Source organism: Saccharothrix sp. (genome assembly GCF_031180885.1).
GTDB lineage: Bacteria > Actinomycetota > Actinomycetes > Mycobacteriales > Pseudonocardiaceae > Actinosynnema.
This window is the reverse complement of record NZ_JAPSLK010000002.1, coordinates 27,960-48,479: the sequence shown is the minus strand read 5'-3', so window position 1 is coordinate 48,479 and position 20,520 is coordinate 27,960. Positions and strand designations below refer to the sequence as shown.

Genomic DNA, 20,520 nt, shown 5'->3' with positions numbered 1-20,520 from the left:
AGGCAACCACGCTTCGGTCCTTTCCGCAACCGGTGAAGCGTGGTTGCACAAAGGGCCAAAGCGTGGTTGGGCTGCGCCCAGGCCGTACGGGGGACGAACCGAGGCCCTTCCTGTGGCTTGGCAGCCCGAGCAAAAGCAGCGCCTTCGGCGAAAAAGCAGCCGCTGCGCGGCGAGGCTTGCAGGGTGCCGGTTATAGCCGGAAGCGGTCCGCGCCCGAGTATGCGCACGTGCTGCCCGTCGAAACATGCTCCCGCAAGTGTGCCGCCAACTCCGGATGCCGTTCGGCGAGCTTGCGCAACGTGTCCCGAATGCGCGCCGTGACAGTTTTCCGGGCTCGCTCCGCCTCGTCGCCCAAACGGCGCGTGCGGCCCGCCAACCCCGCCGCGGCACGCAGTTCGTCGAGCAAAGCGGCGCGTTCTCGGTCCAGTTCGGCGGCGCGGGCGTCGGTGGGGGCTTGGTCGATTTGCTCGTCCAGGTGGGCCAACCTGCGGCGGTACGCGGCTTTGGCCTCCTCGTCCAGCACCGGGTCACCGCCCAGCCGTGCGGACGGCACGGCCTCCGGGTCCAGCAGGCGGACCGCCGGGACCGGTGAACCCGCGTTGCCCAGCAGCACGTGCAAGTCCCGCAGGCCCTTGGAGTCCGGCATCCGGACCGTGGAACCGTTGTAGGACAACGACCACACGTCTCCGTCACGACGGAACTCATTGGCCGGCGTGGAAGTCTCGCCGGTGGCGGCCACCAGGTGCCGGCGCACCTCGTCCGCCCACGGCCGTGCCCGCATCGCCTCCGCTGACTGCAACGCGGCGGTCAGCTCCGCCACGGCCTCGTCGCACCGGCCCAGCGCCAGGTCGACCAGGCCCAGCCACAGGTCCACCGGGCCGGAGATGTCGCAGCCGTACAGGCCCACCAGCCACTGCCCCCGGTGCGGCGCCAACTGCCGGCGCATCTCCGCCGCCAGCGCCCGGTCGCCCGACGCATAGGCGTAGTGCGCCCGGAACCGCTGCCACAACGGCTCGAACAGCCGCTGGAACCGCAGGTCGTCCGGGTCGTACGTGGCCAGGTGGGTGCGCGCTGCCGCCAGGTCCCCGCGCTGCACGGCGGTGATCCCGCGCAACAGCCCGGGGTAGGGGTGCCCGCTCAGGTCCAGCTCGTCCACCTCGGCGAACCGGCCTTGCAGCACCAGCGGAGCCCAGCGCAGGTGGACGTGCATCATCGAGTAGCCGCTGTTCTCGTGCGACACGCCCTGGCTCTCCGCGCGGGCCAGCAGGGCCTCGGCCTCGGTGAACCGGCCCTGGAAGGTGGCGATGATGCTCTGGTCCACCGCCGAGGCGAACATGAAGCGCGGCAGCGCCCACCGGTCGGTCTGGGCGACGAAGGTCTGCAACTGCTCGCGGTAGCGCGGGTCGCCCAGTTCCAGCAGCGCCACCCAGCGCAGGGACGCCGCGTAGCCCTCGGCGCTGTGGTCGGCGGTGCGGCGGGCGACGTCGGTCAGCTCGGAGGTCAGCGCCAGCCGCTTGGCCGCGGTGCCCAGCCCCCACGCGATGTCGTGCGCGGCCCACAGGCCGTCCGCGAGCGCGTCGTCGTCCTGGCCGGAACGGGCGAGGTCGGCGACCCTGACGCTCAACGCGCGCGCCAACACGTCGTCGGCCTCGTCCGGCGGCGGGCCGATCAGCCCGGCGTAGGCGTCGCGCAGCAGCGCCCGCGTCTCGTCGTCGGCTTCGGCGAACCGGATGCGGGTCAGCGCGACCCGGGCCAGCGCGACCGGGTCGCCCAGGGTGCGGGCCAGTTCGACAGCGGCGGCGTACGCCCGTGCGGAGTCGTCCGGCGCACCGCAGTGGAACAGCTCCTGGCCCAAGCTCAGTTGCAGGGTCATCCGCATCCGAGGGTCGGTGGCCCGGTCCAGGGCGCGTCGGTAGTGCCCGATGGCCTCCTCGACGGCGAGCCGGCTGCTGGCGTCGCGCGCGGCGGCCACCATCAGTTCGACGGCGCGTTCGACGGGGAACCGGTCGCCCGCGAGGTGGGCGTGCCGGGCCAGGTCGGTGGGCAGCACGTGCGCGGTCAGGTCCCCGGTGACCGCGTCGAGCACAGCGGCGTGCCGGACTTCCTTGTCCACCACCGAGTCGTAGAGGGTTTCGCGGACCAGGTCGTGCGTGAACGCGAACTTGCCACCGCCCAGCGCTCGCACCAGCCGGGCCCGCGCGGCCTGGTCGAGCAGGCGGTCCGCGTGCGGCACGGGCAGGCCGGCGGTCGCGGCCAGCACCTGCCGGTGGAACTCGCGGCCCAGCACGGCGGCGGCGGTCAGCAGGCCACCCACCGGACGCGGCAGCAGGGAAAGCCTGCGCTCCAACGCGTCCCGCACGCCCGGCGCGATCGCGGTGACCGGGTTGCCGCCCTGCCACAGCCGCGCGGTCTGCTCGACGTAGAACGGGTTGCCGCCGGTGCGCTGGTGCACGTCGGCTGCCAGGTCGGCGTCCGGTGCGCGGCCCGCGGTGGCGGTCATCAGCTCGCCCACCTCGTCCGCCGACAGCCCGGTGAGGGTGACCGCGGTGGCCCGGCTGACCAGCGGCGTCATCAGCGGGCGCAACGGGTGACCGTCGGCCTCGACCTCGACGTCCCGGTAGGTGCCGACGAGCAGGACCCGTTCGAACCACGTGTGCTGCGCGGCGAACTCCAGCAGCTTCAACGACGCCGGGTCGGCCCAGTGCAGGTCCTCCAGCACCACCACGACCGGCCGCCGCTGGGACACCGCGACCAGCGCGGAGACCACCGCGTCGTAGAGCGGGAAGCTCTCCGGCGTGTGCTCGGAGGTCCCTTCGCCCAGCAACGCCGACAGCCGGGGGTGCCACTCGTCGTCGTGCGCGGCCCGGCGCAGCGCCCGGACCACCTGCACCCACGGCCAGTAGCCGGGCGCGGTGTCGGAGTCCCAGCACGACCCGGCGAGCACCAGCGCGCCCTGCCTCCGGGCCTGCTCGGCGGCACCGGTGACCAGCGTGGTCTTGCCGATCCCGGCCTCGCCCGCGACCAGGACCAGCCCGCCGTGGCTGTGCGCGGCGCGCTCGACCTCCGCGCGCAGCACGCCACTGGGGTGGTCCCGTCCGATGAGTCGCATGACAGGCACGAACCTAGTCCACCCGGGTGGTCCGGGACGGCGGTTATCGGCGCGACAAGCCGATCAGTTGTTCGAACGCGTCCTCCAGCGCGGCGGGCAGGGCGGCCGGGTCGGGGCCGGCGACGTGCCGGGCGGTCCGGTAGCAGGCCAGGGCGAGCTGGGGCACGAGCGTGGCGGCCGGTTCGGGGGTGCCCTTGGCGCGCAGGTTGTCGCTCATCGCCTCGACCAGGCGCTGGTACTTGCGCATGGCGCGGTCGTTCAGCTCCGGGTTGGCGGCGAGCAGGCGTTCGTGCTGGAGGAAGTGCTCGGCGTCGGCGGTCATCTCCCGGACCAGGGCGACGGTGAACTCGCGGGTCTGCGCGAGGGCGTCGTCGAGGGTTTCGGCGGGCGGCAGCGCGCGGTGCCGGGCCACCCAGTCGTCCATGAGCGTCTGCTCCTCGGAGAAGACGACCTCCTGCTTGTCGCCGAAGTACCGGAAGAACGTGGTCCGGCCGACCTCCGCCCGCTCGGCGATGTCGGCCACCGTGACCTCGGCGAACCCGCGCTCGGCGAACAACTCGAAGGCCGCCGCGACGATCTGGTCGCGGGCGCGCTGCCGCTTGCGCTGGCGCAGCGGGGGTCGGATCGACATGGCGGGCAGCATAGCGCTCCCGGGACTTGGTCCGTTATGGTACTCAGTACCACTTAGGACTACGTACCAGGAGCTGCCTCATGGGCACCACACTGATGACCGGCGCCACCCGCGGCCTCGGCCGCCACGCCGCCGCCCACCTCCTGCGCTCCCGCCCCGACGACCACCTGGTCGTGTTCGCCCGCGGTGAGGTCCCGCTGACCGGGCCGAACCTGACGGTGATTCCCTGCGACCTGACGTCGTTCGCCGACATCCGGCGGGCGTGCGCTGAGTTCTCGCGTCTCGACTTGCCGCCGTTGACCGGGTTTCTGGGGAACGCGGGAGTGCAGCAAACGTCCACTTCGGACACGACTGTTGACGGTTTCGAGCGGACGTTCGGTGTCAACGTGCTCGCCTACCACCTCATGCTCAACCTGCTGATGGATCGCTTTGTCAGCGGCTCACGCATTGTCGTAGTGGGTAGTGACGTCCACTTCGGCACCTGGCGGCACGGGCTCGGCGCGATCCCGGCACCCCGTTGGGACAAGGTGACGAAGCTGGCCGCTCCCCGTCCGGGCGGCACACGGGAGGGCCGACGTGCTTACGCCACCAGCAAGTTGGGGGTGATCTACCTGGTGCACGCGCTGCAACGCCGGCTGCCGGCGGGCGTGGACGCCTACACCTACAACCCGGGCTTCGTCCCGGGGACGGGTCTGGTCCGCGACGCCGACCCGGTCAGCAGGGCGCTGGTCGCGTCGATCGGGCAGGTGTTGCGCTTGACCCCGATCGCCATGGGGCAGGTCCGGGCCGGGCGGATCATGGCGGAGACGATGACCGGCCCCAGGCCCGCGGAGGGCGGCGCGTACATCGACAAGGGCCGCGTGATCCCGTCCTCGGCCGAGTCCTACGACGTGGAGCGCGAGGAAGACCTGTGGCGCACCGCCGACACCCTCTGCCAGGTCGGCACTTCGGCTTGAGCCGAGTTCTCCGAACGCGTGAACAGTCCACTCGGGACTCGGATGCGTTGTCCGCCATGTCAGGTGACAGCGAATTCCGTCATCCCTTCGAGGAACGTGTGCCGGCGTCCTCCGGCAGATCAGGGAGACCGCCGGGTTCGACGTGGGACGGGCGAGGTTCGACGAGATCATCGCGCTCTACGCGGAGTTGCGCTGGATCGACGACACGCCGATGACGGGCTCGGGCCGGGGCGCCCTGTTGCGCGCCACCCCCGGCGCGACGGACCCCGAGGTCTGGTTCTTCGACATGCGCGCGGACACCAAGACCGTGAAGATGGAGCTGGACTACCCCGGCTACCTGGAGGCCGTGCTGGTCACCAAGGGCGTGATCGGCTGGCAGTACCTGTACTGCGACCCGGCCGACTGCGGTCTGCGCTTCAGCTCATGTGCCGACGGGCTGGAGGGGATGATCGAGTACTTCCCGCGCCTGTTCCCCGAACACGACTACACGGACTTGAGCAAACGCCCCGCCGAACGCCTCTGACCACCGACCGGGCGCGCTGCGCGTCCACCGCGGAACGCGCAGCGCGCCCGGCGACTCAGAGCAGGGACAGGTCGATGGCCTCGGCCATGGCGCGGTACCCCGCGTCACCGGGGTGCAGGGCGTCGCCGCTGTCGTAGGCCGGCAGCATCCGGTCCGGGTCCGCCGGGTCGGCCAGCGCCCGGTCCAGGTCCACCACGGCGTCGTACTCGCCCGACGTCCGGATCCACTCGTTCAGCGCGTCCCGGGTCGCCTCGCCCTCGGGCGTGAAGTACGCCGCGCCCTTGCACGGCAACAAAGTCGCGCCGATGATGCGCACGCCCTTCGCGTGCGCCTGGCGGATCAGCTCCCGGTGACCCGCGATCAGCTCCGCCGCCGTCACCCTCGTGGTCGGGACCGTGCACGGGTGCTCGAACGCCGGGAAGCCGATGTCGTTGATGCCCTCCAGCACGATCACCGTGCGGACGTCCGGCTGGGCCAGCACGTCGCGCGCGAACCGGGCCGTGCCGCGCTCGCCGAAGCACGACGAGTCGTTGAGCACCCGGTTGCCGCCGATGCCCGCGTTCACCACGTTCTTGCGGCCGCGCAGCCGTTCGGCCAGCTCGTCGGGGTAGCGGTTGTCCGCGTTGACGGTCGACAGCGTGCCATCGGTGATGGAGTCGCCGAACGCCACCACGGTGTCCCGGCGCGGCGAGGTGTCCACCGCTTCCACGCCGCTGAGGAAGAACCACGACTCCGACGTCTCGGTGAACGCCTCACCGCCCACGGCGGACCGGTGGTCGCCGACCGCCCGGTACGACGTGGCGCTCGCGAACGCGTGACCGGTCGCGGGGCCGGTCGGCGCCGCCAGGTACAGCGTGACGGTCAGCTTGGACAGCGGCGCGACGGGAAACGCCGCCACGTCGCTCACCGCCTCCGCCCCGGCGGGCACGACGACCGACCGGTCACCCCGGAAGCTCAGGTGCCGCACCGATCCCGGCTTCACCGCCGCGCCCGCGTCGGTGCGGGCGATGGTCGCGCCGGTCACCTCCAGCGGGCGCGTGCCGTGGGTGTTGGACAGGCGGATGCGCAGCGCCGGGCCGCCGCCGTTGAGCCGGACCACCTGGCGCAGGGTGTGGTTCTCGAACCCGGTCGGCCCCCAGCTCGGGCCGAACGCGTCGCTCGGCGCGTGCGCCGACGCGCCCCAGATCGCGGTGAACCCGCGCCCGTGGTCGGCCGCGGCGGCAGGCGTCAGTGCCACTCCCGCCACGGCCGTGAGCAGGAGTGTTGCCAGCTTCTTCGTTGCCGTGCGCCCCCAAGTACACGCGAGTCGATGATCGACGATCACCAATCTACCCGTCCCGGCTCGGGTGCGCGCGGCGCCGGCACGGACCGGTCGGGGATGACCCGGGGGTTGCGCCGACCCGTGGCCAGGCCGTTGGTGATGTGGTGCCGGGCCTCCCGCTCGGTCCAGCCCTCGACCCCGTTGTGCCGGGCGGCGGCGTCGAGCAGGGTGATCAGGGCGTCCTGCTCGTCCAACCACCCGGCGCCCACCAATTCGCCCAGCCGGCACGCCGCGGTGAACACCGCGTTGGCACGTGTTCCCGGCAGGGCGGCGCGCACCCGTTGTGCCTCGCCGTCCAGCGCGGCGGCGCGGTAGGCCCGGACCCGCCGGGGCGCGGGAGTCGAGGTCTGCACCACCGGGGGAGGAGGCGGGGGGCTCAGCAGGCGCACCAACCATCCCGGGGCGGGCGCGGGCGGCACGTCCCGCACCACCTTGTACAGCCGCAGGCCGCTCGTCATGTGCCGGATCGACCCGGCGGCGGCCACGTACCCGCCCGCGGACCGGGTGTCCACGTGCCGTCCCAGCTTGCCGACCGTGTTGCGCAGAGCCACTTCGGGCGCGGTGAAGTACCGGTGCTCGCCCCCGCTGGGCGTGAACACGGTGTAGGTGTCGACGGGGTCCTCCGCGCCGTACCGCCGCGCCAACTCCGCCAGCACGTCCCGGCCGTGCGGAATCCCCTGGTCGAGGTCCACGACGAGCAGGTTCGCGGCCCGGCACGAGATCCCGATGTTGTACGGCCGGTGCCGCCACCAGCCCTCCACCTGCTCGACGTCGAGGGTGGCCCGCCGGTCCCAGTCCTTGAGCGCCGGCACCTTCCCCAACGGCCGCAACGGGAACACCGGCCAACCCCGCTCGACCGCGGCCATCGCCGCCGCCAGCCTCGCCTCGAACGCGCCCACGCCACACCCCCGCCCTCGTTCTTCGGCGTGGGGGAAGCGCGCCGCTACGACCATTCTCCCTGGTGGCAGCGCACGCGTACAGGCGTCCGATCGGTGGCAAAGCAGTGTCTATTGGCGCGACTCCGTCGCGCGGCTCGGCCGCCCTGGAGGTCGGCTCGTCGCGCCGCGTTTCCGCCGATCGGAAAAGCTGATCGTCGGGAAAGGCGACGCGACAAGCCGACGGCGGCCTCGCGCTGTGCGGGGTCCGCGGCGCGTGCGGACCCCGCACAGCGGTCACCGGCCGACTTCCCGGGCGGCCCAGGCGGCGGCGGCCGCGTAGTACTCGCCCGCGTTCGGGGCGAGGTTGATCGAATGGCCGTGGTCGGGGAGGCTGAACGCGCGCACCGGGCCGCCGTAGTACGGGGCCTCGGCGTCCAGCAGGGTCTCCGCGGTCGAGCAATCCGTGGCGAGCGGGCCGCACACGGCCGTGTCCCGGCTGCCCACCGCGACCATCACCGGCACGTCGATGAGCAGGCTGTAGGGCAGCAGCACGGCCGCACCCAGGCCGTCCGCCGCCTCCGTCGCGGAGAAGACGTCCTTTGTGGACTCTTCCAGCTCTTCCAGCGATGGGTCGAGGTGACCGGGGGCGTGGAAGCTCTCGTACCGGGTGCCCGGCGCGGTGGTCAGGTAGCCCACCGGGTAGAGCAGGCCGAACTTCCGATCCAGGTTGGCGGGCACGAAGTTGGCGAACGCTGCCGCCACCCCGGCCGGGTTGACCCGGTGGGTCATACCCGTCACCAGGACGCCGTCGACATCGCGGTACGTGCCCGCCTCCAGCACCGCGATCGCCGCGCCCAGCGAGTGGCCGCCGGTGATCACCTTGCTGAACGACCGGCCGTACGCGCCCGACCGCAGCCCTCGCACCACCTGGTGGAGGGCGTCGGCCTGCACGAAACCGGTCAGCGTCACGGCAAGTGGCCGCGAGCTGGCGCCGGTGCCCAGCCGGTCCACGGTGAGCGTGGCGAAGCCCGCGGCGTTCTGCGCGGCGCGGAAGGAGTGCTTGCCGTCCGAGTAGTTCCAGTACGCGCTGTTGTAGGTCGCGCCGGGCACCAGGACCTGCACGGTCGAAGCGCCGCCGGCGGGTGTGCACAGCTCGCCGTGCATCGTGTGCCGCTGCCCGAGGACGTGGACCGGGGCGTAGACGTCCCGGCAGGTCGCGCCGGCGGCGGACGCGGTCGTCAGGGACGACGCCACGAGCAGCGCGACGGCGCCGGCGGCCAGTGAGTACCGCAAGGAAGAACGACCTCCTAGTGAGAGCGGGGAACGGCGGTCATGGGCAGACGGTCGGGGTAGATCAGGCCGACCACCTTGGGGCGCACGCGGTGATCGGGCACCGGGACCAGCCGCCACCGGGCCGCGACGGTCGCGGCGGCGATGGCGATCTCGGCCTGGGCGTACTGGTGCCCGGGGCAGTGGTGCAGGCCGCCCGCGAACGGCACGTACGCGCCGCGCGGCACCAGGGCCGCGCGTTCGGGCAGCCAGCGGTCGGGTTCGAACCGCTCGGGCGCGGGGTGCGACAGCGGGTCGTGGTGCAGGGCGTGCGGGCTGAACGCGACATCGGTGCCCGCCGGGAGGTCGACGCCGCCCAGCGTCACCTCGGTGGCGGTCCGGCGCATCATGATCCACAGCGGGTACTTGCGCAGCACCTCGCTGATCACCCGCCGCGTGTAGGGCAGGTCCGGGACGTCGGCCAGGGTCGCGGGCCGCCGCCCCACCACCTCGTCGACCTCGGCCTGCACGCGGTCCGCCACATCGGGGTTCGCGGCCAACTCGTGGAACAGCCACGACAGCGCCACGGCGGTGGTCTCGCTGCCCGCGACCAGCAGGGTCACCACCTCGTCGCGCACCTGGCGGGCGTTCATCGGCAGGCCGTGCTCGTCGCGCGCCTCGACCAGGGTGGACAGCAGGTCGTCCCGGTCGGTGCGGCGGTTCGCGACCACGTCGTCCACGACCCGGTGGACGTGCGCGACGGCGGTGTCGAAGCGGCGGTTGACCGGGAGCGCCAGCCACCCCGGCGCCAGCGCGCGGACCACGCCCAGCCGGATCATGGTCGCGGTGTGCCGGCGGATCTCCGCGCTCACGGTCTCGTCGAAATCGGTGGAGAACAACGTGCGGCCCACCACGCCGATGGTGAAGTCCTGCACCACCCGGTCGAACTCCAGGACCTGTCCAGGTCGCCAGGAATCGACCAGGCGGGCGGCGGATTCGGTCATCACCGCCGCGTGCCGTTCCAGCGCGGGCCGCTGCAGGGCGGGTTGGACCATCCGACGTTGCCGGCGGTGGAAATCGCCGTCCGTGCTGACCAGGCCGTTTCCGAAAGCCCGGCGCAGTTTGTCCACCAGCAGGCCCTTGTGGAACTTCTCGCCCGGCCCGGAAAGCACCTGGTGGGCCAATTCCGGAGTGGTCGCGAAGTGCACCGGCAGCGGGCCGAGCCACACCCGGACCACATCGCCGTATGACCGCAGTTCGGCGGTGAAGGCGAGTCGTTGTCGCAGCATGGCGGGGGTGTGGCCGATCAGGGGTAATCGTCCGGGAACTGTGGGTGCCTCACGTTTTCGGGTACCGGCGGTCATCTTTGGCCTCCAGCCGGGGATTGACCGCCTGCACTCTATGCGCCGTTCGGAGGCCGTGGGGATCGCGCATTCGAGTCAAGTTGCTGGATCGGCTGGCTTCCGCGCGCGCGAGACGGTTGGATGTTCAGGTTCCCCCGATCCCCAGGAGCGTGCGCCGTGACCGATCTCGACTGGGTGCCCGACGGCATCGACATCAACGTTCCCAGCGTGGCGCGCACATACGACTACCTGCTCGGCGGCGCGCACAACCTGGCGGTGGACCGCCGAATGGGTGACGAAATGCTGAAAGTGCTGCCCGGCGCGCGAAGACTGGTCCGGATCAACCGCGCTTTCCTCCGCCGGGCGGTCACCCACCTGGTCGCCGAGGGCGTCGACCAGTTCCTCGACATCGGCTCCGGCATCCCGACCGTGGGCAACGTCCACGAGATCGCGCCCGACGCGAAGGTCGTCTACGTCGACAAGGACCCGGTCGCGGTCGCGCACAGCCGGCTCATCCTCTCGGGCTGCGACCGCGCCACCGTCGTGCAGGCCGACATGCGCGAACCGGAGGACGTGCTGTCCCGCCCGGAAGTGGTGGGGCTGCTGGACTTCGACCGCCCCATCGCCGTGCTCATGCTGCTGGTGCTGCACTTCTCGCCGGACTCGGAGGACCCGGTCGGCTACCTGGCCCGCTACCGCGACCGGCTCGCGCCGGGCAGCGCCCTGGTCATCTCGCACGCCACCGCCGACCGCCGGGTCGACACCATGCGCGAGGCCGCCGCGACCGTGCGCCGCAGCAACTCCCAGGACAACCTCGTCTACCGCGCGCACGCCGAGGTGACCGAGCTGTTCACCGGCTTCGACCTGGTGGAGCCCGGCGTCGTCGGCGTCGCCCTGTGGCGCCCGGACGGCATGGGCGACATCTCCGACGACCCCGACGACAACAGCCAGGTCTACGTCGGCGTCGGCCGCAAACCCGGGGGCGGGAGCCGCTGAGATGACCGCTGCGCTTCCCCAGGACGCGGACGGACCGCGGGCCAGAGCGAAGCTCGCGAAGAAGTGGGCCTACCTGCTCAGCGCGCGGACGTTCATCCCGCTGAGCACGCCCGAACTGGAACGGCACCTGCTGGGGCTGGTCGAACGGCTGTGGGTCGCGGTCGGCAGCGACGCCCTGGCGCAGAAGGTCGGCCACGAGGTCGGCGGGGCCCTGGTCGACCTCAACTGCACCGGCCCCGAGGGGTTGCAATGCTCGGTAGAGGTCGTCGCCCGCGGTCTGCTGGGCATGGCCGGGGACGGGCCGCGCGACCGGGTCGTGGACGTGGTGGCCGCGCTGGCCGCCGGGTTCGTGCAGCGGGTCAAGGCGACCACGCTGGAGCAGCAGGAGCAGCTGGGCCGCTCGCTGTACCGGGCGATGCGGCAGGTCCAGCTGGAACTCCAGGTCAGCCAGAGCCGCTACGACGTGCTGGAGAACGGGACGTCCACCGGCATCGCCACCGCGGACGTGTCCGGCGAACTGGTGCGGGTCAACGGCGCGCTGGGCCGCATCGTCGACCGCCCGCCGGCGGAGCTGACCGGGACGTCGCTGTTCGACCTGGTGCACGAGGACGAGCGGGAGTTGCTGCGGGCCGACTTCGCCGACCTGGCGGCGGGCGGGACCACGTCGATCACCCAGCCGAACCGGCTGTTGCGCGCGGACGGCGAACTCGCGTGGGTCGCGCTCACGCTCTCCCCGCTGCGCCGCCACGAGGGCGGCAACCAGGTGGTCGTGCTGGCCGAGGACGCCACCGACGTGAACCTGTTGCAGGGCCAGCTCAACCACCAGTCGCTGCACGACGTGCTGACCCGGCTGCCCAACCGGCAGTACTTCACCAGCCGGCTGGAGCAGGCGCTGCGCGACGCCGACCCGGCGCTCGGCGTCACCGTCTACCACCTCGACCTGGACGGCTTCTCGCTGCTGACCGGCGGGTTGGGGCGGCCGGCGGGCGACCACCTGCTGAAGGTGGTGGGCCAGCGGCTGGAGCAGGTCGTGGCCGGCGAGGACGCGATGGTCGCGCGGTTCGGGTTCGACGAGTTCGCGGTGCTGGTGCGCAACTCGCCGGCGACGCCGGACGTGGTGACGATGGTCCGGCGCATCAACGACAAGCTCTCCGAACCGTTCGACGTCCGCGGCCACCGCGTGGCGTGCTCGGCCACGATCGGCGTGGTGCACCGGCCGCCGCGCGACGCCTCACCCCATGATCTCTTGGACTCGGCGGCTCTGACCCTGCGCAGGGCCAAGGGCAACGGCCGTCGGCAGTGGGAACTGGCCGACCCGGCGCAGGACACCCGCGACCGCCGGATGTTCAGCCTGGCGGCGACGATGGCGGGTGCGTGGGAGTCCGGCGAACTCGCGGTGCTGTACGAGCCTTTGGTGCTGTTGTCGGACGGTCAGGTGGTGGGCGGTGAGGCCCTGCTGCGGTGGGACCACCCGCGGTTGGGTGTCGTGCCGCACGAGCAGTGCCTGGCGTTGGCCGAGGACACCGGCCTGACCGTGCCGCTGGGGACCTGGTTGCTGCGGGCGGCGTGCGCGCAGGCGGCGGAGTGGTCCGCGCCGGTGCGGGTGTCGCTGACCGCGCGGCAGGCCGGCGATCCCGACCTGGTCGGCGAGGTGCGGTCCGCGTTGGCGGACACCGGGTTGCCGCCGGGGTCGCTGTGGTTGGGCGCGCCCGCCGAGGTGGTGCTGGCGGACACGGACGCGGCGGACAACCTGCGGATCCTGGCCGAGGCCGGGGTGGGCGTGGAGGTCGACGGGTTCACCGCCGCTCCGGCGGACCTGGTGGCGGTGGCGAACTTCCCGGCTCGGGCGGTGCGGGTGCACCGGCCGTTGACCGACCAGCCCGCGCCGCTGGTGGCCCGCGCGTTGGCCGAATTGCTGGCCGTGGTGCGGTCGGCGGGGATCGCGGTGTCGGTGGCGGACGTGTCGACCTCGGCGCAGGCCGAGTGGTGGCGGGAGGTGGGCGCGGAGACCGCGTCCGGGCCGTTGTTCGCGCCGGCCGGGCCGCCGGAGGCGATCGCGGACCAGCTGTGAGGCTGCGCGCGCCCGAGGGCACGCGCGGCACTTCGAAACTACGACTCGGCGGCCAGGATCAGGGCGGTGTCGGCGACCTGCTCGAACGCGGTGACGCGGCCGTCCTCGACCCGCCAGACATGGGTGAACCGGGCGGTCATCGCCTTGGTGGTGGTGCGGTGCACGCCGACGTAGTCGCCGAGGGCCACGATCGTGTCACCGGCGTCCAGCAGGTCGGAGACGTCGGCGCTGAACGAGGCCCAGTCCGCGCCGATGCGGTGGAAAACGTTCTCCCGGATCGCGTCCACCCCGACGTACGTGCCGCCGTACGTGGAGCCCGCCGCTTCGGTCCACCGGGCGTCCGGGGCCAGGGGAGCGAGCATCCCGTCGAGGTCACCCCGTTCCGAGGCGGCGTAGTGGGCTTTGACGACTTCCAATGCAGACATTCTTCCTCACACGGGCTGGTCGTCGCCGGGGTAGGTGACCCGGCCGAGCGGGATGATGTGCGCGCCGCCGGGCGCGTGGCGGATCTCGCCCTCGCCGTTGAGGCCGAAGAAGACGCCCGTGGTGCGCATGGCGTCCAGGTCGTACAGCCAGGTGGTGGCGACCGGGATGCGGAACTCGCGGAAGGTGAAGACGTACCGGTTCTCGGCCAGCTTCCACGCGGTCGCCAGGTCGACGTCACCGTGCCCGCGTTGCTCGCCCACCAGGCATTGCCAGGCGTAGCGCTGGGAGCTGAGGTAGACGTGCTCGTACAGGTGGTTCGGGCTGTACCTGTAGAGGGCGCGCCAGCCGATCAGGTCCCGGGTCTCCTCCGGGGGCGGTCCGGACGGCTCCGCGCTGTCGCCGGTGTCGAGGACGCCGGGACGGAACCTTTGGGACACCTGGGGAACGCCGGGGGTGGGTTCCTCGGCGATGGTGGACTCGACGGTCAGCGTCCGCAGGGTGTTGAGGTCCGCGATCAGGACCTCGGCGCGCCGGGGTGTGCCGCGGAACGTGCGTTCGACGAAGAAGATCCCCGGTGCGCCCTCCACCGCCTCGTGGTCGCTCTCGTCCTCGAACGAGATCACCGCGCTGTCGCCGTCGTCGTGCCGAACGGTCCACGTGAGGCCGGTCAGCGCGGTGCTGCGGGGCAAGCGGTTGCCGTCGATGCCCTTCGCGAAGTCGTCGACGGTCTTCCACTCCGACATGGGTGCGTCCTCTCAGACCAGTGCGATGGTGGGCAGGTCGACGGCGCTTGCGCCCGCGTCCGCGGTGACCACGGCGCCGGTGATGATCGAGGCCTCCGGCGAGGCGAGGAACGCGATGAGCGCGGCGACCTCGTCGGCCTCGGCGGGCCTGCCCAGCGGGGTGTTCGACGTGACCAGGGCGTAGGCGGCCTCCCGGTCGATGCCCTTGGTGGCGGCGAAGCGGTCCATCTGCTCGTCGGCCATGGTGGTGCGGACCCAGCCGGGGCACACCACGTTCGCCCGCACGCCGTGTCGGCCGTAGTCGCGGGCGATGGACCGGCTCAGCCCGACCAGAGCGTGCTTGGTGGACGTGTACCCGGCGACTCCCGGACCGGCGAACAGCCCGGCCAGCGACGACACCAGCACCACCGCGCCACCGCCGTCGACCAGTTGGGGAAGTGCTTCGCGGATGGTGACGAACGCGCTGGTCAGGTTGGCGTCCAAGGACAACTGCCACGCTTCGTCGGTGGTGTCGGCGGCGGCTCCGATGCCGTGCCCGCCCGCGTTGGCCACGACCACGTCCACGCGCCCGAACCGTTCGGCCGCCTGTGCCACCACGGCCGCCATCGCGGGACCGTCGGCCGCGTCTGCGGGCAGGGCCAAGGCGGAATCGCCCAGCGGGCCGGCGACCTCCTCCAACGGCCCGGGACGGCGTCCGGTCAGCGCCACCCGGCCGCCCTCGGCGACGATCCGGCGGGCGGTGGCCGCGCCGATCCCGGTGCCCGCGCCGGTGATCAGCGCGACCCGGCCGGCGAAGCGGGCGCTCATCGGGCCGCCCCGAACCGCGGCGGGGTCAGGTCGCCGACCGCCACGTGCACGGCCCGCAGGTCGCTGTAGAAGTCGATGCTTTGCGCACCGCCCTCCCGGCCGACCCCGCTGGCCTTGATGCCGCCGAACGGTGTCCGCAGGTCCCGGACGTTGTGCGAGTTCACCCACACCATCCCGGACTGCACGGCCCACGCCACCCGGTGCCCGCGCTGGAGGTCCGAGGTCCACACGTACCCGGCGAGCCCGTACTTGGTGGCGTTGGCCAGCGCGACCGCCTCCTCCTCGGTGTCGAACGGCGTCACGCACACCACCGGCCCGAAGATCTCCTCCTGGAACACCCGCGCGTCCACCGGCACGTCGGCGAACACGGTGGGCGACAGGAAGTTCCCCTCCGGCAGGTCTGCGGGCCGCCCGCCGCCCGCGACCAGCCGGGCCTCCCGCTTGCCGGTCTCCACGTACTCCATGACCCGCGCGTAGTGCTCGGGGTGGATCAACGCGCCCACCTCGGTCGCCGGGTCCGACGGCAGCCCGACCCGCACCGCCGCCGCCCGCGCCGCCAGAGCGTCCACAAAGGACTCGTAGATCTCCCGCTGCACCAACACGCGCGAGGAGGCCGTGCAGCGCTCACCGTTCAGGGAGAACACGCCGAACACGGCCGCGTCCACGGCCCGGTCGAAGTCGGCGTCGGCGAAGACTACGCACGGCGACTTCCCGCCCAGCTCCATCGACACCTCCTTGAGGTGCTCGGCGGCCGTGCGCATGATGATCTGCCCGGTGCCGCTCTCCCCGGTGAACGACAGCCGCGGCACGTCCGGGTGCGCCACCAGCGCCGCGCCGGCCGACTCGCCGATGCCGTGCACCAGGTTGAACACGCCCTCCGGCACGCCCGCCTCGGCCATGATGCCGGGCAGCAGGCTCGCCGACAGCGGCGACCACTCGGCGGGCTTGAGCACCACCGTGCACCCGGCCGCCAGCGACGGCGCGAGCTTCCACGTCTCCAGCATGAACGGCGTGTTCCACGGCGTGATCAGCCCGGCCACGCCCGCCGGCTGCCGGATCGCGTAGTTGACCTGCTTGTCCCCGACCAGGTACGCCTCTTCGTGCTGCGCCACGATGACGTCGGCGAAGTACCGGAAGTTCTCCGCCGCCCGATGCGCCTGGCCGCGCGCCTGGGTGACCGGCAGGCCGGTGTCGAAGGTCTCCAGCTCGGCCAGCCGCTCGGCGCGGGCCTCGACGGCGTCGGCGATCCGGACCAGGACCTTCGCGCGCTCCCGCAGCGACAACCGGGGCCACGGCCCGTCCACGAAGGCCCGGCGCGCGGCGGCCACGGCGACGTCGACGTCGGCAGGACCGCCGGCGGCGACGCGGCCGTACTCGGTGTTGGTCACCGGGTCGCTGACGCCGAAGGTGGCGCCGTCGACGCTGGGCACGTCCTTGCCGTCGATGTGGTGCAGCAGTTCGTTGGGGATGTTCATGCGGTGGCTCCGGCGGGTTCGAGGAGGTCGGCGGCCTGGGCGCGCAGCGCGTCGATGCGGGCGAGGCCGGCGGGCGTGGGGGAGACCAGGGGCGGGCGGACGTGGCCGCAGGCGATGCGCCCCAGGTCGGCCAGGACGTGTTTGGCGGGAGCCGGGTTCGTCTCCACGAACAGCAGCTCCACCAGCGGGTGCAGGCGGTAGTGCAGGTCGATCGCGGCGTCGTGGTCGCCCGCCGCGTACAGCTCGTACATGCGGGCCACGGCGGCGGGTGCGAGGTTGGCCAGGGCGCTGACGAACCCGGCGCCGCCGATCGCGAGCAGCGGCAGGCACAGCAGCTCGATGCCCGACCACATCAGGAAGTCCCGCCCGCACCGGTGCAGCACGTGCGAGAAGTGCTCGAAGTCCTTGGTGGTCTCCTTGATGCCCACGATGTTCGAGTGGGCGTGCCGCAGCTTGGCCACCGTGTCGGGCGCGATGTCGACGGCGGTGCGCGACGGCACGTTGTAGATCACGATCGGCAGGTCGGGGAACTCCCGCGCCACCGCGTCGTACCAGGCGAACAGCCCTTCCTGGGTGGGCCTGCTGTAGTACGGCGTGATCACCAGCGCGAGGTCCGCGCCGAGGCGGCGGGCCTGGTCGGTCAGCTCCAGCGTGTGCTTGAGCGTCGCCGCGCCGGTCCCGGGCAGGAACGGGATCGCGTCACCGGTCTCCTCGGCCACCACCCGCATCGCGGTGATCCGCTCCTCCAGCGACTGCGCGCCGGGCTCGCCGGTCGAGCCGCCGATGGACACGCCGTGCGAACCGGACTCCTTCTGCCAGCGCACCAGCGCGCGCAGGCTGTCGGTGTCCAGCTCGCCCTCGGCGGTGAACGGGGTGACGACCGGCGCGATCGAGCCGCGGATGGCCGCCGGGTCGGAACGGAACCTCATGTCGGGAACTCCCTGGGAACGCCGGCCGCCGTGACGGCCCGGAGGGTGTTGAGCTTGTGGTCGCGGGCGAAGCGCTCGACCTGGTCGGCGGGTGCGCCCGCGCGCAGCAGCCGCAGCAGTTCGGCGTGCTCGGCCACGGACTCGTGCGCCCGGCCGGGCACGAGGGTGAACGTGGTGCGCCGGCTCAGGTCCAGCCGTGACCACTCGGTGCTGATCAGCTCGCGCAGCCGCGGGTTGGGCGAAGCCCCGCACAGCAGCAGGTGGAACTCGCGGTTGAGCCGGGTGAAGCCCAGCGGGTCGAACTCCACCAACGACGCGGCCATCAGGTCGTTGAGGTGCGTGGCCCGGTCCAGCAGGCCGCGCGTCAGGACGGCGTTCGCGACGGCGTGACCTTCCAGCAGGGCCAGGGTCACCATGGTGTGCCGGTAGCCGTCCGGGTCGAACTCGGCGACCTGCGCGCCGACGTTGGGCTCGAACACCACCCACCCCTCGGCCTGCAACCGCCGCACGGCCTCGCGCACCGGCACGGGGCTCACGCCCAGTTCGCGGGCGATCCGGTCGAACACGAGTCGCGCGCCGGGTCCGTACCGGCCCTGCACGATCCGGTCGCGCAGGGTCTCGTACGCGTACTGGGTCTTGGACTTCGTGGGCGCGGTCATCCGTCCCACCGCTCGTACTCGGCGCGCGCGGTCGGCCCCAGCGGGTACAGGCCGTCCACGGACGCCCCGGCGGCGACCCGGTCGAGGATGAACCGCTCCTCGCGCTCCATCTCCAGCGCGTCGGCGGCCACCTCGTCCACCAGCGCGGGCGGGATGAGGATGACCCCTTCGGCGTCCCCGACCAGCACGTCCCCGGGCCGCACCAGCACTCCCGCACAGGCCACGTCGACGCCGACCTCCCACGGCACGTGCCGCCGCCCCAGCACCGCCGCGTGCGCCCCGGCGCTGTAGGCGGGCAGGTCCAACTCCGCGAAGGCGGGGCTGTCCCGCAGGCACCCGTCCGTCACGACCCCGGCCGCGCCGCGCTTGAGCGCTCGCATGGCCAGGATGTCGCCGAGGGTGCCCGCGCCGTGGTCCTCCCTGGCGTCGATGACCAGCACCTGGCCGGGCCCGATCGCCTCGACGGCCCGCTTCTGCGCGTTCATGCCACCGCCGCGCTCGGCGAACTGGTCCTCCCGCAATGGCAGGAACCGCAGCGTGTGCGCGACCCCGACCATCCGCAGGTCGGGCCGGGCAGGGGTCAACCCGGTCAGAAACGTGTGGTTCAGCCCGCGCTTGCGCAACTGGCTGGACAGGGTCGCCGTGGACACCTGCCGCAACGCCGCCTCGGTCTCCGGCTTGATGGCCGGCACCTCGCCGCCCACGGCCGCAGCCCGGTCGGCGACCGTCACGCGCGGCCGTGCGCCGGGTCCGTCGAGGTTGGCGCCCTCCCGGACCACGTTCCGCAGGCGCTCGGTGTCGTTGAGCGCCACCTCGACGACATCGCCGGGGGAGACCACGGTCGCCCCGGTGGGCGTGCCGGTCAGGATGACGTCCCCGGCCTCCAACGTCACGTTCCGGCTCAGATCGGCGATCAGATAAGCGAAGTCGAACAACAACCCGCCCGAGTTGTCGTCCTGCGCCAATTCGCCATTAATCCACGTTCGTAGACGAATGTCGTGCAGGTCCACTTCGCGCGGGTCCAACAACACCGGACCGATCGGCGTGAACCCGTCCGCGCCCTTGGACCGCAGGTTGGACCCGCGATCCGCGTAACGCAGATCGTGCACACCGAAGTCGTTCGCGGCGGCGATCCCGCCGATGTATTCGACGGCGTCTTCTCTGGCCACTCGCGAAGCGCGCTTCCCGATCACCACGGCGATTTCGCCCTCGAACGCGGCCAACTCCGTGCCCGCCGGCCGAACCAGGTCCCGCCCCGTCCACGACAACGACGACGGCGGTTTCAGGAAATAGGACGGTTCTTCGGGGAACCGGCCCCGTTCCGCCGCCCGACTCCGGAAGTTCAGGTGCACCGCGATGATTTTCGACGGTTGTAGACCCAAAGGGTGTGTCATGCCTTGAGCCCGTCCGGGATGGGGAAGTCCACGATGACCTGGCCGGTGCCGCTGCTGGGGAAGTAGTCGCACAGCTGCTCGCCGTGACCGGTGTAGGCGTCCCAGCCCAGGATGCCGAACAGCATCGCGGTGTCCGCCATGGCCGCCTCGCCGGTGAACCGCTCGTTGTAGGCGGGCAGCGCGGCCAGGAACTCCGCGATCCGCCCGGAACCCCACTGCTGGAGCACCAGCCGGTCGGCCTGCTCGTTGATCGGGTTGCTGATCCGGTCCAGGTACTGCGAGGACACCTCGTTGGGCGGGAACTGGTGCGACAGCGACCCGCTGGCCAGGAACGCCACCTTGCGGTCGCTGCGCAGCACCGCCCGCGCGATGGCCTCGCCGACCCGCCGGTTCTCGTCGATCGACGAGTAGATGTTGCACCCCACCGGGACCACGGCGATCGGGTCGCCGTCCCGGTTCATGAAGTGCATCGGCACCAGGGTCGCGTACTCCAGCCCCAGGTCCTTGACGTCGTGGACCATCGCCTTCTGGCCGCCCGCGGTGATCTCCTCGCCGATCAGCGCGGCCAGTTCCGGGCAGCCGGGGTAGTCGTACTCCAGGTCCCGGATGAAGTGCGGCAGTTCGTGCGAGGCGTAACTGCCCTGGTGGCGAGCTTTTCCGTTGACGTGGAAGCTCATGCTGTTCATCCAGTGCGAGTCGGCCACGACGAAGGTGTCCGCGCCGCGCTCCTTCGCGCGCCGCCCCACCTCCGCCAGACCCAGCTCGGCGGGCCTGCGGATGCCGTGGTGCCTGCCGGGGTGGATGGACAGCCAGATCGACGGCACATGCGTGATCTTGGCGGCCAGCACGACCTCACCCATGGTCACCTCCGCATCGGGGATCGTGTAGCGGATCGAATACGATCCGCGTCCGGCACGTGTCCGCGCACCGGCCTCCCCAGGTCTAACAGGACGGTCCTGACCTGCGATTGACCGCCGGCGCACGGTCTTT

The 20,520-nt window shown here is 72.1% G+C and carries 18 protein-coding genes; 4 read left to right on the top strand and 14 right to left on the bottom strand.

The window, feature by feature from the left end; all coding sequences use genetic code 11:
• Positions 1-190: 190 nt before the first annotated feature.
• The gene (locus RIN75_RS04545; RefSeq protein WP_309110484.1) at positions 191-3,109 is read right to left on the bottom strand and encodes an AAA family ATPase; all 2,919 of its coding nucleotides are present in this window, start codon (positions 3,107-3,109) and stop codon (positions 191-193) included.
• A gap of 43 nt (positions 3,110-3,152) precedes the next feature.
• The gene (locus tag RIN75_RS04540) at positions 3,153-3,740 is read right to left on the bottom strand and encodes a TetR family transcriptional regulator (RefSeq protein WP_309110483.1); all 588 of its coding nucleotides are present in this window, start codon (positions 3,738-3,740) and stop codon (positions 3,153-3,155) included.
• A gap of 80 nt (positions 3,741-3,820) precedes the next feature.
• Between RIN75_RS04540 and RIN75_RS04535 the strand changes: the two genes are divergently transcribed.
• Both RIN75_RS04535 and RIN75_RS04530 read left to right on the top strand, forming a co-directional pair.
• Entirely contained in the window at positions 3,821-4,696 is an 876-nt protein-coding gene (locus RIN75_RS04535) for an SDR family NAD(P)-dependent oxidoreductase (protein ID WP_309110482.1), read from the top strand.
• 142 nt (positions 4,697-4,838) lie between these two features.
• Positions 4,839-5,219: a hypothetical protein gene (locus tag RIN75_RS04530; protein WP_309110481.1), complete on the top strand. Its 381-nt coding sequence runs from the start codon at positions 4,839-4,841 to the stop codon at positions 5,217-5,219.
• A 55-nt stretch (positions 5,220-5,274) separates the two neighbouring features.
• On the opposite strand, the gene RIN75_RS04525 is transcribed toward RIN75_RS04530, so the two are convergent.
• The 4 genes from RIN75_RS04525 to RIN75_RS04510 form a co-directional block, all read right to left on the bottom strand.
• A complete protein-coding gene (locus tag RIN75_RS04525; RefSeq protein WP_309110480.1) occupies positions 5,275-6,456 on the bottom strand; it encodes an SGNH/GDSL hydrolase family protein in 1,182 nt (393 codons plus the stop codon).
• 83 nt (positions 6,457-6,539) lie between these two features.
• Complete coding sequence (locus tag RIN75_RS04520) at positions 6,540-7,439, bottom strand: bifunctional DNA primase/polymerase (protein ID WP_309110479.1); 900 nt, start codon at positions 7,437-7,439, stop codon at positions 6,540-6,542.
• A gap of 273 nt (positions 7,440-7,712) precedes the next feature.
• Entirely contained in the window at positions 7,713-8,711 is a 999-nt protein-coding gene (locus tag RIN75_RS04515; RefSeq protein ID WP_309110478.1) for an alpha/beta hydrolase, read from the bottom strand.
• A gap of 14 nt (positions 8,712-8,725) precedes the next feature.
• Positions 8,726-10,051, bottom strand: coding sequence for a cytochrome P450 (locus tag RIN75_RS04510; RefSeq protein WP_309110477.1), 1,326 nt, complete (start codon positions 10,049-10,051; stop codon positions 8,726-8,728).
• A gap of 120 nt (positions 10,052-10,171) precedes the next feature.
• Between RIN75_RS04510 and RIN75_RS04505 the strand changes: the two genes are divergently transcribed.
• Both RIN75_RS04505 and RIN75_RS04500 read left to right on the top strand, forming a co-directional pair.
• On the top strand, positions 10,172-11,026 hold the full coding sequence (locus RIN75_RS04505) for an SAM-dependent methyltransferase (RefSeq protein WP_375295906.1): 855 nt from the start codon (positions 10,172-10,174) through the stop codon (positions 11,024-11,026).
• Position 11,027: 1 nt separating this feature from the next.
• Positions 11,028-13,097, top strand: coding sequence for an EAL domain-containing protein (locus RIN75_RS04500; protein WP_309110475.1), 2,070 nt, complete (start codon positions 11,028-11,030; stop codon positions 13,095-13,097).
• 38 nt (positions 13,098-13,135) lie between these two features.
• Here the strand turns inward: RIN75_RS04500 and RIN75_RS04495 are convergent, their stop codons facing one another.
• From RIN75_RS04495 to hpaD, 8 genes are read right to left on the bottom strand one after another with little or no spacing between them, the layout of a single operon-like run.
• Entirely contained in the window at positions 13,136-13,522 is a 387-nt protein-coding gene (locus tag RIN75_RS04495; protein WP_309110474.1) for a nuclear transport factor 2 family protein, read from the bottom strand.
• 6 nt (positions 13,523-13,528) lie between these two features.
• A complete protein-coding gene (locus tag RIN75_RS04490) occupies positions 13,529-14,266 on the bottom strand; it encodes a MoaF C-terminal domain-containing protein (RefSeq protein ID WP_309110473.1) in 738 nt (245 codons plus the stop codon).
• 12 nt (positions 14,267-14,278) lie between these two features.
• Positions 14,279-15,073 (bottom strand): SDR family oxidoreductase, encoded by a 795-nt coding sequence (locus RIN75_RS04485; protein ID WP_309110472.1) that lies wholly within the window; start codon positions 15,071-15,073, stop codon positions 14,279-14,281.
• Entirely contained in the window at positions 15,070-16,548 is a 1,479-nt protein-coding gene (gene hpaE / locus RIN75_RS04480) for a 5-carboxymethyl-2-hydroxymuconate semialdehyde dehydrogenase (RefSeq protein WP_309110471.1), read from the bottom strand. The genes RIN75_RS04485 and hpaE overlap by 4 nt, the downstream gene beginning before the upstream one ends.
• Complete coding sequence (dapA, locus tag RIN75_RS04475; protein WP_309110470.1) at positions 16,545-17,477, bottom strand: 4-hydroxy-tetrahydrodipicolinate synthase; 933 nt, start codon at positions 17,475-17,477, stop codon at positions 16,545-16,547. The genes hpaE and dapA overlap by 4 nt, the downstream gene beginning before the upstream one ends.
• Positions 17,474-18,136 carry a GntR family transcriptional regulator gene (locus tag RIN75_RS04470; protein ID WP_309110469.1) on the bottom strand — a complete coding sequence of 221 codons (663 nt, stop codon included), beginning with the start codon at positions 18,134-18,136 and terminating at the stop codon, positions 17,474-17,476. Before RIN75_RS04470 ends, dapA begins: the two co-directional genes overlap by 4 nt.
• Positions 18,133-19,530, bottom strand: a complete 1,398-nt coding sequence (locus RIN75_RS04465; protein WP_309110468.1) for a fumarylacetoacetate hydrolase family protein — start codon at positions 19,528-19,530, stop codon at positions 18,133-18,135. Before RIN75_RS04465 ends, RIN75_RS04470 begins: the two co-directional genes overlap by 4 nt.
• Positions 19,527-20,390, bottom strand: a complete 864-nt coding sequence (hpaD, locus tag RIN75_RS04460) for a 3,4-dihydroxyphenylacetate 2,3-dioxygenase (protein ID WP_309110467.1) — start codon at positions 20,388-20,390, stop codon at positions 19,527-19,529. Before hpaD ends, RIN75_RS04465 begins: the two co-directional genes overlap by 4 nt.
• Between the last annotated feature and the right edge of the window lie 130 nt (positions 20,391-20,520).

What these genes read in the sequence shown, in the direction of transcription:
- hpaE (WP_309110471.1), bottom strand. Translation starts at nt 16,548, where the DNA reads ATGAACATCCCCAACGAACTGCTGCACCACATCGACGGCAAGGACGTG.
- RIN75_RS04485 (WP_309110472.1), bottom strand. Translation starts at nt 15,073, where the DNA reads ATGAGCGCCCGCTTCGCCGGCCGGGTCGCGCTGATCACCGGCGCGGGC.
- dapA (WP_309110470.1), bottom strand. Translation starts at nt 17,477, where the DNA reads ATGAGGTTCCGTTCCGACCCGGCGGCCATCCGCGGCTCGATCGCGCCG.
- RIN75_RS04535 (WP_309110482.1), top strand. Translation starts at nt 3,821, where the DNA reads ATGGGCACCACACTGATGACCGGCGCCACCCGCGGCCTCGGCCGCCAC.
- RIN75_RS04545 (WP_309110484.1), bottom strand. Translation starts at nt 3,109, where the DNA reads ATGCGACTCATCGGACGGGACCACCCCAGTGGCGTGCTGCGCGCGGAG.
- RIN75_RS04500 (WP_309110475.1), top strand. Translation starts at nt 11,028, where the DNA reads ATGACCGCTGCGCTTCCCCAGGACGCGGACGGACCGCGGGCCAGAGCG.
- RIN75_RS04470 (WP_309110469.1), bottom strand. Translation starts at nt 18,136, where the DNA reads ATGACCGCGCCCACGAAGTCCAAGACCCAGTACGCGTACGAGACCCTG.
- RIN75_RS04505 (WP_375295906.1), top strand. Translation starts at nt 10,172, where the DNA reads ATGTTCAGGTTCCCCCGATCCCCAGGAGCGTGCGCCGTGACCGATCTC.
- RIN75_RS04510 (WP_309110477.1), bottom strand. Translation starts at nt 10,051, where the DNA reads ATGACCGCCGGTACCCGAAAACGTGAGGCACCCACAGTTCCCGGACGA.
- RIN75_RS04495 (WP_309110474.1), bottom strand. Translation starts at nt 13,522, where the DNA reads ATGTCTGCATTGGAAGTCGTCAAAGCCCACTACGCCGCCTCGGAACGG.
- hpaD (WP_309110467.1), bottom strand. Translation starts at nt 20,390, where the DNA reads ATGGGTGAGGTCGTGCTGGCCGCCAAGATCACGCATGTGCCGTCGATC.
- RIN75_RS04540 (WP_309110483.1), bottom strand. Translation starts at nt 3,740, where the DNA reads ATGTCGATCCGACCCCCGCTGCGCCAGCGCAAGCGGCAGCGCGCCCGC.
- RIN75_RS04465 (WP_309110468.1), bottom strand. Translation starts at nt 19,530, where the DNA reads ATGACACACCCTTTGGGTCTACAACCGTCGAAAATCATCGCGGTGCAC.
- RIN75_RS04490 (WP_309110473.1), bottom strand. Translation starts at nt 14,266, where the DNA reads ATGTCGGAGTGGAAGACCGTCGACGACTTCGCGAAGGGCATCGACGGC.